Annotated in this window: 13 protein-coding genes; all 13 read left to right on the top strand. The window is 73.4% G+C overall.

Going from position 1 to position 12,366, the window contains the following annotated elements:
- Positions 1 to 2 precede the first annotated feature (2 nt).
- Entirely contained in the window at positions 3 to 230 is a 228-nt protein-coding gene (locus tag NH339_RS19015; RefSeq protein ID WP_374208316.1) for a vitamin B12 dependent-methionine synthase activation domain-containing protein, read from the top strand.
- 33 nt (positions 231 to 263) lie between these two features.
- Positions 264 to 656, top strand: a complete 393-nt coding sequence (locus NH339_RS14645; RefSeq protein ID WP_253026636.1) for a DUF3040 domain-containing protein — start codon at positions 264 to 266, stop codon at positions 654 to 656.
- Between the two features lie 367 nt (positions 657 to 1,023).
- Positions 1,024 to 1,473, top strand: a complete 450-nt coding sequence (gene mraZ, locus NH339_RS14640) for a division/cell wall cluster transcriptional repressor MraZ (RefSeq protein ID WP_241270777.1) — start codon at positions 1,024 to 1,026, stop codon at positions 1,471 to 1,473.
- A gap of 154 nt (positions 1,474 to 1,627) precedes the next feature.
- Positions 1,628 to 1,759, top strand: coding sequence for a hypothetical protein (locus NH339_RS18585; RefSeq protein ID WP_256475569.1), 132 nt, complete (start codon positions 1,628 to 1,630; stop codon positions 1,757 to 1,759).
- Between the two features lie 14 nt (positions 1,760 to 1,773).
- The gene (gene rsmH, locus NH339_RS14635) at positions 1,774 to 2,736 is read left to right on the top strand and encodes a 16S rRNA (cytosine(1402)-N(4))-methyltransferase RsmH (protein ID WP_253026634.1); all 963 of its coding nucleotides are present in this window, start codon (positions 1,774 to 1,776) and stop codon (positions 2,734 to 2,736) included.
- Positions 2,733 to 3,158, top strand: coding sequence for a hypothetical protein (locus NH339_RS14630; protein WP_253026632.1), 426 nt, complete (start codon positions 2,733 to 2,735; stop codon positions 3,156 to 3,158). Before rsmH ends, NH339_RS14630 begins: the two co-directional genes overlap by 4 nt.
- A complete protein-coding gene (locus NH339_RS14625; protein ID WP_253026630.1) occupies positions 3,155 to 4,918 on the top strand; it encodes a penicillin-binding protein 2 in 1,764 nt (587 codons plus the stop codon). The genes NH339_RS14630 and NH339_RS14625 overlap by 4 nt, the downstream gene beginning before the upstream one ends.
- A 193-nt stretch (positions 4,919 to 5,111) precedes the next feature.
- Positions 5,112 to 6,596: a UDP-N-acetylmuramoyl-L-alanyl-D-glutamate--2,6-diaminopimelate ligase gene (locus NH339_RS14620; protein WP_256475571.1), complete on the top strand. Its 1,485-nt coding sequence runs from the start codon at positions 5,112 to 5,114 to the stop codon at positions 6,594 to 6,596.
- Positions 6,593 to 7,948, top strand: coding sequence for a UDP-N-acetylmuramoyl-tripeptide--D-alanyl-D-alanine ligase (gene murF, locus NH339_RS14615; protein WP_253026626.1), 1,356 nt, complete (start codon positions 6,593 to 6,595; stop codon positions 7,946 to 7,948). The genes NH339_RS14620 and murF overlap by 4 nt, the downstream gene beginning before the upstream one ends.
- A gap of 109 nt (positions 7,949 to 8,057) precedes the next feature.
- The gene (gene mraY / locus NH339_RS14610) at positions 8,058 to 9,122 is read left to right on the top strand and encodes a phospho-N-acetylmuramoyl-pentapeptide-transferase (protein WP_253026624.1); all 1,065 of its coding nucleotides are present in this window, start codon (positions 8,058 to 8,060) and stop codon (positions 9,120 to 9,122) included.
- The gene (murD, locus tag NH339_RS14605) at positions 9,119 to 10,585 is read left to right on the top strand and encodes a UDP-N-acetylmuramoyl-L-alanine--D-glutamate ligase (protein ID WP_309634493.1); all 1,467 of its coding nucleotides are present in this window, start codon (positions 9,119 to 9,121) and stop codon (positions 10,583 to 10,585) included. The genes mraY and murD overlap by 4 nt, the downstream gene beginning before the upstream one ends.
- Positions 10,586 to 10,592: 7 nt before the next feature.
- Positions 10,593 to 11,819 carry a putative lipid II flippase FtsW gene (ftsW, locus tag NH339_RS14600; RefSeq protein ID WP_253026620.1) on the top strand — a complete coding sequence of 409 codons (1,227 nt, stop codon included), beginning with the start codon at positions 10,593 to 10,595 and terminating at the stop codon, positions 11,817 to 11,819.
- A 2-nt stretch (positions 11,820 to 11,821) separates the two neighbouring features.
- Positions 11,822 to 12,366, top strand: a 545-nt coding sequence (locus tag NH339_RS14595; RefSeq protein ID WP_253026618.1) for a glycosyltransferase, incomplete at its 3' end; no start/stop codon positions are given.

The following is a 12,366-nucleotide window of genomic DNA, read 5'->3' as shown; positions in this document are numbered from 1 at the left end:
GCGTGGTCGGCATCTTCCCCGCCAACGGGCGCGGCGACGACACCGTCGTCTTCGCCGACGAGGCGCGCGAGGAGTCCGTGGCCGTCCTGCACCACCTGCGCCAGCAGACCGAGCACCGCAAGGGCGTGAACCGGGAGCACGCGAACGCTTGTACGCTCTGGAACGTCTGGTCCGGACGTCCAGCGAGTTCTCAGGGATCTCGGCTGGTCTGCACACCATCGCCCGCCTAGACTTGGTCTAGACCCACCACCAGGAGGCCTCCGGTGCCACTCTCCGACGAAGAAGCCCGCCTGCTCCAGCAGCTCGAGCAGTCTCTCGCGGCCGAGGATCCCGACTTCGCGTCGACCCTCCGGGGCTCCAAGCAGGCCGCGCGCAACCGCAAGGTCGCCGTGCTGTCCGGGCTGGGTCTCGTCGTCGGCCTCGGCATCCTGTTCGCCGGTGCGGTCTCCGCCCTCACCTGGCTCGGCGTGCTCGGCTTCGTCGTCATGCTCGCCGGCGGCTACTTCCTCGTCACCGCGTGGCGCCATGGCCTGACGGCCGCGCCCGACGCCGGTCCCACGCGCTCGTCCGGTCCCAAGGGCCCGAAGCAGTCCGGCTCGTTCGTCGACCGCATGGAGGAGCGCTGGCAGCGTCGCCAGGACGGCGACGACCGCTGATCCTCCCGCGGACCCCCTGAGGTCCGCCCCCACACCTCCCCACACCGGGTTCCGCACCAGCGGGACCCGGTGTCGTCATGTCCGGCCCTCCCCGCGCCGGCAGCCCCCACCGAGCGGGCGAGGGGACGGGAGCGGACGCGCATCCGCTCCACTTCGCCCCACCTCGACGCGAGCGGAGGCGCCCCGCGCTGCAACGACGGCGCAGGAGGCCTCTCACGGCGCGCTGCGGCACGTCACGAAACTGCCGGAATTTCCGCTGTGTCGCGTTGACGGTGGGGGAAGGTGGGGTAGGGTGGTGCGAAATGGAGCACTTGGGGATCTCTTCACGACGGTGGAGGGCCCGACGCGGGAGACGAGGTGAGGGGAGGTGGGCATCGATGCGGACAACTTCTTCGGCACCTACACGCCCCGCCTCGACGACAAGTCGCGTCTCTTCCTGCCCGCCAAGTTCCGCCCGCGGCTCGAGGGCGGCATCGTGCTGACCCGCGGGCAGGAGAACTGCATCTACGGCTGGACGACCGAGGCCTTCGGCGCGTTCACCGACCGCATCCGCGAGACGCCGTTCACCAACCGTGAGGCCCGCAACTTCGTGCGCATGCTCTACTCGGGCGCCTCCTCGGAGGTCCCCGACAAGCAGGGCCGCATCTCCATCCCGCCGGTGCTGCGCACCTGGGCCGGGCTCGAGCGCGACGTCGCCGTCGTCGGCGCGATGGACCGCATCGAGATCTGGGACGCCCGCCGCTGGGACGAGTACTCCGCCGGCCAGGAGGAGCAGTTCTCCGACATGTCCGACGAGGTGATGCCCGGCATCTTCTGAGCCCGCGAGGTCCGACCTCCGCCTGTCCGGTCCTGGCATCACTTCCCCGGTGCCAGAGCCGTACGGACGGGGATCAGGCCGCACGGTCGCCCTCCGCACCACCGTCCACCCCCACAGCCCGCTCCACGGAGCCCCGAGCACCCGAGGAGGTGCGATGCACCAGCCCCGACGCGTCCGGCACGAGCTCGCCGACGCCGCCGTCCTGATGGCGTTCTCCGCCGGCGTCTCCGTCGCCCTCGCGCTGCTCATCGGGCTGGCCGTCACCCTCGTGGCCGGTGCCGCGTGACGCAGGACGACGGGGTGGGCACCCCGGACGCCCGGCACGTGCCGGTCCTGCTCGACCGGTGCCTGGAGCTGCTCGAACCCGCCCTGACCGCGCCCGGCGAGCGCCGCCGCGTCGTCGTCGACGCGACCCTCGGGCTCGGCGGCCACACCGAGGCGATGCTCCGGCGCTTCCCCGACGTGCACGTCGTGGGCGTCGACCGCGACACCGAGGCCCTCGCCCGTGCCCAGGCGCGCCTCGAGCCCTTCGGCGACCGCGTCACCTACGCCCACGCCGTGTACGACGAGCTGCCCGACGTCCTCGCCGACGCCGGGCTGCGCCGCGTCGACGGCGTGCTCTTCGACCTCGGCGTCTCCTCGATGCAGCTCGACCTCGCCGACCGCGGGTTCGCCTACGCGCAGGACGCGCCCCTCGACATGCGCATGACGCCCGGGGTCGGGCCCACGGCCGCCGACGTGCTCAACACCTACCCGGCCGACCGGCTCGCGCGCGTCCTGCGCGTGCACGGCGAGGAGAAGTTCGCCCGACGGATCGCCGACGCCGTCGTCGCCGCCCGGGAGACCGAGCCCTTCACCCGCAGCGCCCGCCTGGTGGAGCTCGTCCGCGACAGCATCCCCGCCGCCGCCCGCCGCACCGGGGGACACCCGGCCAAGCGGACCTTCCAGGCGCTGCGCATCGAGGTCAACGACGAGCTCGCCGTCTACGCCCGGGCCCTGCCCGCCGCGCTCGACGCCCTCGCCGTCGGCGGTCGCGTCGTCGTCCTGTCCTACCACTCGCTCGAGGACCGCATCACCAAGCGCGCCCTCGCCGACGTGACCACGCTCGACGTGCCGCACGGGCTGCCCGTCGTGCCTGCCGGCCTCGAGCCGCGCTTCAGGCTCCTCACCCGCGGCGCCGAGCAGGCGAGCGAGGCCGAGGCCACCGACAACCCCCGCGCCCGGTCGGTCCGGCTGCGCGCCGTCGAGAGGGTCGCCGCATGAGCACCATGCACGCCGCGCGTCCGCGCCAGAGGACGGCCCGTCAGGCCCGCCCGACCACCCTCCCGCTGCGGCTCGTCGCCCCCGTGCGCAGCCGCGCCGGCCGGGCGCCCTTCGTCGTCGTCGTGCTCACCGTGCTCGGCATCGGCCTCGTCGGGCTGATCCTCCTCAGCACCGTGCTGCAGGCCCAGGCCTTCGAGATCGCCCGCCTGCAGTCCAGGGCCGACGCGCTGACCGTGCAGGAGCAGGACCTGCGCCGCGAGGTCGAGCGGCTCCAGGCGCCCGCGGACCTCGCGCAGCGCGCCGTCCTCCTCGGCATGGTGCCCAACACCAACCCCGTCTTCCTCCGCTCGAGCGACGGCAAGGTCGTCGGCGACCCCGTGCCCGCCGAGCCCCGCAGCAACGTCGAGAGGGTCGATCGATGAAGCGTCAGCGTCTCTCCCGCACCCGGCTGCGGGTCAGCCTCCTGCTCGTCGTCAGCCTGTTCATGCTCTTCGGCGTCCGGCTCTTCTGGATCCAGGGCCTCGACGCCCAGGCCTACGCCGCCATGGCGCGCAACGCCAGCACCCAGCCCGTCACCGTGCCCGCGCCGCGCGGCGACATCCTCGACCGCAACGGCGAGGTCATCGCCACCAGCGTCGACTCGCTCACCCTCACCGCCGACCCCACCCTGACGACGAAGAAGGCCCCGCAGATCGCGCGCATCCTCGTCTCGAGCCTCGGCGAGGACCGCGTCGACTACTTCGACCTCATCGAGAAGCTGCGCACCCCCGACACCCGGTTCGTGGTCCTCGAGAAGAACCTGCCCGCGGCCCAGGGCCAGAAGGCGCTCCAGGCGCTGCGCAAGGCCGGCGCGGCGGGCGTCTTCAGCCAGAAGACGACCATGCGCACCTACCCCGGTGGCCGGCTCGCCGCCAACCTCGTCGGCTACATGAGCCAGACCAAGGACTCCGACACCCCCGTCGGCGTGCAGGGCATCGAGCGCCAGTACGACGCGCTGCTCACCGGCAAGGACGGATCCGCCACCTACGAGGTGTCGCCGACCGGGCAGCGGATCCCCATGGCCGACAGCACCGTCGTGCCGATGAAGCCCGGCCAGGACGTCCAGACCACCATCGACCGCGACCTGCAGTGGTACGCCGACCAGCGCCTCGCCGACGCCGTGCGCTCCGCGGGCGCCGACTGGGGACTGGCCATCACCATGGACGTGCGCACCGGCCAGGTCGTCCAGCTCTCGCAGGCCCCCACCTTCGACCCCGGCTCGAAGGCGACCATGCAGGACTCCAACACCGTCTCGCGGTTCGTGCAGACCGTCTACGAGCCCGGCTCCGTGCTCAAGACCATCACCATGGCGGCGCTCGCCGACCAGGGCAAGATCGCGCCGGACACGCAGATCAGCGTCCCCGGCAAGATGGTCATCGACAAGTTCCCCATCGGCGACTACTGGCAGCACGGCACGCTCAACCTCACCGCCGCCGGCGTCATCGCCAAGTCGTCGAACCTCGGCACCATCGTCGCCGCGCAGCAGATGAGCAACCAGACGATGCACGACTACCTGCGCAAGTTCGGCTTCGGCGTCGGCTCCGGCGTCCAGCTGCCCGGTGAGTCCAGGGGCATCCTCGCCCCCGCCGCCAGCTGGACCAAGGCCAACCACGCCACCATCTCCTTCGGACAGGGCATCTCCGTCACGGCGCTGCAGGTGGTGCGCGCCGTCGGCGCCATCGCCAACGGCGGCGTCATGGTCGACCCGTCCGTCGTCAGCGGGTTCGTCGACGCCGACGGCCACCGCACCGACGCCAAGGAGGTGCCCTCCCGACGCGTCGTCTCCAAGAAGGCGGCCGCCGAGGTCACCCGCATGATGGAGGCCGTCACCGCCGACGACGGCACCGCGCCCGCCGCGCAGATCCCCGGCTACCGCGTCGCCGGCAAGACCGGCACCGCCTGGCGGGTCAACCCCGTCACCGGACGCTACGTCCGCGGGCAGAACACCGTCTCGTTCATCGGCTTCGCGCCCGCCGACGAGCCCCGCTTCATCACCTACGTGGTGCTCGACAAGCCGTTCGCCAACGCCGGCGGTGGCTCGACCGCCGCCCCCGTCTTCCACGACATCATGTCGATGGCCCTCGAGCGCTTCGGCGTCGCGCCCACCGGGTCGCGCTCGCCGAAGGTGGCGCAGACCTGGTAGCCGGGGCGCGCTCGTACCTCGCGCTCGCGCGCGGCTCGCTCGCTGGCGCTCGCTCGCCGCTGAAGTGAGTTCGGGGCTCGGTTGGCGTGGCTTGCACGGGGTGGGGATGGAACGAGTTCCGGGGTGGGGTGAGGGGATGGCGCTGAGTCGCTACGTTGGACCGGTGACCGACAGCGAGGACCTCCCGACGACCATGCGGACCCGGCCACGCGAGGTGGCGCGGCGGACGCTCGCCGACGTCGCCCAGCACCTCGACGCACCGCAGCCGGTGCGGGAGGACCCCGTCGTCACCGGCATCAGCCTCAGCACCCGGACCCTGCAGCCCGGCGACCTCTACGCCGCCCTGCCCGGCAGCCGGGTCCACGGCGCCGACTTCGCCGACGCCGCGAAGGCAGCCGGCGCCGTCGCCGTGCTCACCGACGCCGACGGCGCCGCCCGCACGGCAGGCCTGCCGACCGTCGTCGTCGACCGTCCCCGCAGCCGGCTCGCCGAGCTGAGCGCCTGGTTCCACGACCACCCCACGCGGGCGCTCACGACCTTCGGCATCACGGGCACCCAGGGGAAGACCACCACCACCTACCTCGCCGAGTCCGCGGTCGGCAGCGCCCGCAGCGCCGTCGTCGGCACCATCGGCACCCGCGTCAAGGGCGTCCCGGCCGCCTCCGCGCTCACCACCCCGGAGGCGCCGGACCTGCAGGCGCTGTTCGCCGTCATGCGCGAGGAGCAGGTCGAGGCCTGCGCCATGGAGGTCTCGAGCCACGCGCTGGTGCAGGGCCGTGTCGAGGGGTTCGCCTTCGACGTCGCCGCCTTCCTCAACCTGGGGCGCGACCACCTCGACTTCCACCGTGACCTCGACGACTACTTCGCGGCCAAGGCCAGCCTCTTCACGCCCGAGCACGCCGAGCGGGCCGTCGTCAACATCGACGACGAGCACGGCCGACGTCTCGTCGACCTCACGCCGCTGCCCGTCACCACCTTCTCCACCGCCGGACGCGTCGCCGACTGGCGGGCCGCCAACGTCCGACCCCACCGGCTCGGCACCGACCTGGAGGTGCTCGGACCCGACGGGCTCGAGCTCGACCTGCACGTGCCGCTGCCGGGCGTGTTCAACGTCGCCAACGCGCTCGCCGTCATCGCCTCCCTCGCCACGGTCGGCCACGACCCGGCCGACCTCGCCGCCGGCATCGCGACCAGCCCCGGCGTCCCCGGCCGGATGGAGCGCGTCGACGCCGGGCAGGAGTGGACCGCCGTCGTCGACTACGCGCACAAGCCCGACGCCGTCGAGGCCGTCCTCACCGCGCTGCGTCCGGTCACCCCCGGCCGGCTCGTCGTCGTCATCGGCGCCGGAGGCGACCGCGACCTCGGCAAGCGCCCCCTCATGGGCGAGGTCGCCGCCCGGTACGCCGACCTCGTCGTCGTCACCGACGACAACCCGCGCACCGAGGACCCCGCGGCCATCCGGCGGGCCGTCCTCGCCGGTGCGGAGGGCGGGGCCGCCGAGGTCGTCGAGATCGCCGGTCGACGCGACGCCATCGCCCACGCTGTCGCCGTCGCACGACGCGGGGACACGGTCGTGGTGGCCGGCAAGGGGCACGAGCAGGGTCAGGAGATCGGCGACGTCGTCCACCCGTTCGACGACCGCGAGGTGCTGCGCCGCCTCGTCGAGGAGCACGCATGATCCCCCTCAGCCTCGCCGCGATCGCCCAGGCCGTCGGCGGCGTCGTGCACGGCGACGGCGACGTCGTCGTCACCGGACCCGCCACCCTCGACTCGCGCGCCGTGACGCCCGGCGGGCTCTTCGTCGCCCTGGCGGGGGAGCGGGTCGACGGGCACGACTTCGTCGGCGCCGCCCGGCAGGGCGGCGCGGTCGCCGTGCTCGCCTCGCGACCCGTCGAGGCACCGGCCGTCGTCGTCGACGACGTCACCGACGCCCTCGGCCGGCTCGCCCGGCACGTCCTCGACCTGCTCGACGTCCAGGTCGTCGCGCTCACGGGCTCCCAGGGCAAGACCAGCGTCAAGGACCTCCTGGCCCACCTCCTCGGCCGGGTCGGGCCCACCGTCGCCACGGCGGGCAACTACAACAACGAGCTCGGCGTCCCGCTGACCGTCCTGCGGGCCGACCTCGCCACCCGCTACCTGGTGGTGGAGATGGGGGCCCGGGGGATCGGGCACGTCGCACGCCTGTGCCGCGTCGCGCCGCCGCACGTGTCGACCGTCCTCAACGTCGGCAGCGCGCACGTGGGCGAGTTCGGGTCGGTCGACAACATCGCGATCGGCAAGGGCGAGATCGTCGAGGGGCTGCGACCGGGTGGCACCGCCGTGCTGAACGCCGACGACGCGCGCGTCGACGCCATGGAGCCTCGCGTGCCGGCGGGCTGCGCGGTCGTCCGGTTCGGCCGCGCCGCCCAGGGTCCTGACGACGTGCGCGTCGTCGACGTGACGCTCGACGCCCACGGCGAGCCCGACGTCGTGCTCGAGCACGGGGCGGAGCGCTGGACCACGCACGTGCCGCTCCTCGGCGTGCACCAGGCGTCCAACGCCGCAGCCGCGCTCGCCCTGCTCGCCGGGCTCGGGCTGCCGGTGGCCGGCATCTCGCTCGATGACTACGCACCCGCCACCGCGCAGCGCCTCGAGCGACACGAGCGGGCCGACGGCGTCGTCGTGCTCGACGACTCCTACAACGCCAACCCCGAGTCGGTGCGTGCGGCGCTGGAGGCGCTCGCGGGGCTCGGTGCGCAGCGCCGCGTGGCGGTGCTGGGGGAGATGCTCGAGCTCGGCGCCGACGCCCACGCCCGGCACGTCGAGGTCGGGCGTGCCGCCGCCGAGCTCGGGACGTCGCTCGTCGTCGCGGTCGGCGACGGGGCGCGCGGCATCGCGGAGGGCGCCGGCGACGTCGGCCTCGCCGTGCCCGACGTCGACGTGGCCCTCGACACGCTCCGGGCGTGGCTCTCGCCGGGCGACGCGGTCCTCGTGAAAGCATCGAGAGGTGCGCGCCTCGAGCGGGTCACGACGCGCCTGCTCGAGCCCTGACCGGCATACTCGACCCGGACCACCCCAGCCCGACCAGCCCAGCCCGACCAGCCCCGCCCGACCAGCCCGCTCGCGCCCAGCCCCGCCCCCCGAGAGGACCACCGCCCGCATGCTCGCCGTCCTGATCGCCTCAGCCCTCGCCCTCGTGGGCACCCTGCTGGGCACGCGCGTGGCCATCAACGTGCTGGTCAAGAAGGGCTACGGGCAGCTGATCCGCGACGACGGCCCCACCTCGCACCACGTGAAGCGCGGCACGCCGACCATGGGCGGCACGGTCATCATCCTCGCGTCGCTGCTCGCCTACGCGATCGCGAAGCTGGTCACCGGCTACCCGCCCAGCGCCTCGGCCCTGCTGCTGCTGTTCCTCTTCGCGGGGCTCGGGCTCATCGGCTTCCTCGACGACTACATCAAGATCTCCAAGCAGCGCAGCCTCGGGCTGCGCAGCAAGGCCAAGATGATCGGCCAGGTGCTCGTGGGGCTCGTCTTCGCGGTGCTGGCCATCGGGTGGGAGGACGAGAACGGACGCACCCCGATCTCGCACGCGATCTCCTTCGTGCGCGACATCCCCGGCACGCAGCTGCCCACCGTGCTGCTCGTCGTCTGGGTCCTGCTCATGATCGCCGGCGCCAGCAACGGCGTGAACCTCGCCGACGGCCTCGACGGCCTGGCCACCGGCGCGTCGGTGATGGTCTTCGGCGCGTTCGTCGTCATCAACGTCTGGCAGTACAACCAGAGCTGTGCGACCGAGCAGGTCAGCCGCTGCTACGAGGTGAGGGACCCGCTCGACCTGGCGGTGGTGGCCGCGGCCATCACCGGGGCCTGCTTCGGCTTCCTGTGGTGGAACGCCTCGCCCGCGAAGATCTTCATGGGCGACACCGGGTCGCTGTCCCTCGGCGGCGCCATGGCCGGGTTCGCGCTCATGACCCGCACCGAGCTGCTCCTGGTGATCATCGGCGGCCTGTTCGTCGCCATCACGTTCTCGGTGATCCTCCAGGTCGCGTACTTCAAGGCCACCGGCGGCAAGCGGATCTTCCGCATGGCACCGCTCCAGCACCACTTCGAGCTGCTCGGCTGGGCCGAGATCACCATCGTCGTCCGGTTCTGGATCATCAGCGGACTGTGCGTGGCCGCCGGTCTCGGCGTCTTCTACTGGGAATGGCTCGCCTTCCGATGAGCGCGGAGCACCCGCGTCGCGACGTCGAGAGCCTCGGCGTCGGCGACGACTGGACGGACGTGCGCGCGGTCGTCACCGGCTTCGGGGTCAGCGGGTTCGCTGCGGCCGACACCCTGCAGCACCTCGGGGCGAGCGTCACGGTCCTCGACGAGCGCGTCCCCGACGCCGGCTCGGCCCGCGCCGAGCAGGCCACGCTGCTGGAGACGCTCGGCGTCACGCTGCGTCTCGAGCCCGGCGCCACGGCCACCCTGCCCGACGACGTCGACCTCGTCGTCACCTCGCCGGGCTGGCGCCCGGAGTCGCCGGCACTGCGCGCAGCCGCCGAGCGCGGCGTGCCCGTCTGGGGCGAGGTCGAGCTGGCCTGGCGCCTGCGCGGTCCCGACGCGCCGCCGTGGCTGTGCGTCACCGGCACCAACGGCAAGACGACCACCGTGCAGATGCTCGACGCGATCCTGCGCGCCGGCGGGCTGCGCAGCGCCGCGGTCGGCAACGTCGGACGCCCCGTCCTCGAGGCGGTCATGGACCCCGAGCCGCTCGACGTCCTCGCCGTCGAGCTCTCCAGCTTCCAGCTGCACTGGAGCTCCTCGCTCGCCGCGGAGGCGTCGGCCGTGCTGAACATCGCCGACGACCACCTCGACTGGCACGGCACGCTCGACGCCTACGCCCACGCCAAGGGCCGGGTGTACGAGAACGTCGAGCGGGCGTGCGTCTACAACGTCGAGGACCCCCGCACCGAGCAGCTCGTGCGCGACGCCGACGTGCAGGAGGGCGCCCGCGCGATCGGGTTCACCCTGGGCGTCCCCGCACCCGGCATGCTCGGCGTCGTCGACGGCCTGCTCGCCGACCGTGCCTTCGCCCCGGACCGTCAGACCAGTGCCGCCGAGCTCGGCTCGGTCGCCGACCTGCCCGACGACGCGCCGCACACCGTGGCCAACGCCCTCGCCGCCGCGGCGCTCGCCCGCGCGCACGGGGTCGAGCCGAGGGCCGTGCGCGACGGGCTGCGCGGGTTCCGCCGGGGACCGCACCGCGCCGACCTCGTCGCCGAGGTCGACGGCGTCCGCTACGTCGACGACTCCAAGGCCACCAACCCCCACGCCGCCCTGGCATCGCTGCGCGGCGTCGAGTCGGCCGTGTGGATCGCCGGCGGGCTCGCCAAGGGTGCCCGCTTCGACGAGCTCGTCGAGGCCGCCCGCGAGCGGCTGCGCGGTGTGGTGCTCATCGGCACCGACCGCGCCGTGGTCGCGGAGGCGCTGGCCCGACACGCGCCGGATGTGCCCGTCACGGAGGTCGTCGGCGGGGAGGATGGCCTCATGGACGACGTCGTCGCGGCAGCGGCCGCCCTCGCGCGCACGGGTGACACGGTGCTGCTGGCGCCCGGCTGCGCGTCCATGGACCAGTTCCGTGACTACGCCGCACGGGGCGACGCCTTCGCCGCGTCGGTGCGCCGGCTCCCCACCGCGTGAGCGTGCGATGAGCACCACCGACAAGTCGCCGCGGTCCTCCGGCAGCGCCGTCGCGGGCGCCCAGCGTCTGCTCGACCGTCCGCTCGCGTCGTACCAGCTCGTGCTCGGCACCACGGCGCTGCTCCTCGGCCTCGGCCTGATCATGGTCCTCAGCGCCAGCTCGGTGCTCTCGCTGCAGGTCTACGGCAACTCCTTCGCCATCGTGCAGCGCCAGCTCGTGCTCGCCATCGTCGGCCTGGCCGGCGCCTACGCGGTCACGCGCATCCCCATGACGCTGCTGCGCCGCCTGATCCTGCCCGGTCTGCTGGTCTCGATCGCCCTCACGCTCGCCACGTTCATCCCGGGCGTCGGCGTCGAGGTCAACGGCAACACGAACTGGATCCCCGTCGCGGCCGGGTTCCGCCTGCAGCCGTCGGAGTTCCTCAAGCTGACCCTCGTGCTCTGGATCGCCGACCACTACGCGCGCCGCCAGAAGCACCTCGACAACCCGCGGCTCGTGCTGCTGCCGATGACGCTCGTCGCCGGCTTCTGCGCCGCGCTCGTCGTCGCCCAGAACGACCTCGGCACGGCCCTCGTGCTGTTCGCGGTCATCGTCGGCATGCTGTGGGTCGTCGGCCTGCCCGGACGCTTCCTGGGCGCGATCGTCGCGTTCGTGGGCGTCCTGCTCGTGTTCTTCGTGGCCACGGCGCCGCACCGTGTCGCGCGCATGCTGAGCTTCCTCAACCCGATGGCCGACCCCGACAAGGACGGCTACCAGGCCGTCCACGCGATGATGGGCTTCGCGCGCGGCGGCTTCGGCGGCGTCGGGCTCGGCGGCAGCCGCCAGAAGTGGGGCTCGCTGCCCGAGGCGCACACCGACTTCATCCTCGCCGTCGTCGGCGAGGAGCTGGGGCTGCTCGGCAGCCTCGTCGTGCTGGTCCTGTTCGTGCTGCTGGCCGTCGCCGGCGTCCGCATCGCCACCCGCAGCCGCGACCCGTTCGCCCGCTACGCGGCCGCGGGCGTCACCATCTGGATCACCGCGCAGGCGGCCATCAACATCGCCATGGTGCTCGGGCTCCTGCCCGTCATCGGCATCCCGCTCCCGCTGCTGTCCTACGGTGGCTCGAGCGTCCTCGTGACCCTGGTCGGCTGCGGCGTCCTCCTGCGCTGCGCCACCACCGAACCAGGCGCCGCCCGCGCGCTGGCCGCCGGCAAGGCGCGCCGCGCGCGCAGCAGCGCCGCCCGGAGGCGTTGACCGTGCGTGCTCTCCTCGCCGGCGGTGGCACCGCCGGCCACACCTCCCCGCTCCTCGCGACGGCCGCCGTGCTGCGCGACGAGGGCGTCGACGTGACCTGCCTGGGCACCCCGCGGGGCCTGGAGACCACCCTCATCCCCGAGGCCGGGTTCCCGCTCGAGCTCGTGCCGCCGGTCCCGCTGCCCCGACGCCCCGGTGCGGCGCTGCTGCGCGTTCCCGGACGGCTCCGCGCGGCGGTGCGCGCCACGCACGACGTCTTCGAGCGCGTGCAGCCCGACGTGGTCGTCGGCTTCGGCGGCTACGTCTCCGTCCCGGCCTACCTCGTGGCGCGACGCCGCGGCGTCCCGCTGGTGGTGCACGAGGGCAACGCCAAGCCGGGCATCGCGAACCGCCTCGGCGCGCGCTTCACCGAGCACGTCGCCACCAGCTTCCCCGACACGCCGCTGCGGCACGGGCAGTTCGTGGGCCTGCCGATCCGTCGCCAGATCTCCGGGCTCGACCGCTCCGCCGCGCGGGCCGAGGGTCGCGCGCACTTCGGGCTCGACCC

It is taken from the genome of Aeromicrobium sp. CnD17-E (genome assembly GCF_024124745.1).
Lineage (GTDB): Bacteria > Actinomycetota > Actinomycetes > Propionibacteriales > Nocardioidaceae > Aeromicrobium.
Note: the sequence above shows the minus strand (reverse complement) of the source record. Positions and strands in the feature narration are given on the sequence as shown.

Coding starts and splice junctions, on each gene's coding strand:
- murF (WP_253026626.1), top strand. CDS start 6,593: ATGATCCCCCTCAGCCTCGCCGCGATCGCCCAGGCCGTCGGCGGCGTC.
- NH339_RS14630 (WP_253026632.1), top strand. CDS start 2,733: ATGAGCACCATGCACGCCGCGCGTCCGCGCCAGAGGACGGCCCGTCAG.
- ftsW (WP_253026620.1), top strand. CDS start 10,593: ATGAGCACCACCGACAAGTCGCCGCGGTCCTCCGGCAGCGCCGTCGCG.
- NH339_RS14625 (WP_253026630.1), top strand. CDS start 3,155: ATGAAGCGTCAGCGTCTCTCCCGCACCCGGCTGCGGGTCAGCCTCCTG.
- NH339_RS14620 (WP_256475571.1), top strand. CDS start 5,112: ATGCGGACCCGGCCACGCGAGGTGGCGCGGCGGACGCTCGCCGACGTC.
- NH339_RS18585 (WP_256475569.1), top strand. CDS start 1,628: ATGCACCAGCCCCGACGCGTCCGGCACGAGCTCGCCGACGCCGCCGTC.
- murD (WP_309634493.1), top strand. CDS start 9,119: ATGAGCGCGGAGCACCCGCGTCGCGACGTCGAGAGCCTCGGCGTCGGC.
- mraY (WP_253026624.1), top strand. CDS start 8,058: ATGCTCGCCGTCCTGATCGCCTCAGCCCTCGCCCTCGTGGGCACCCTG.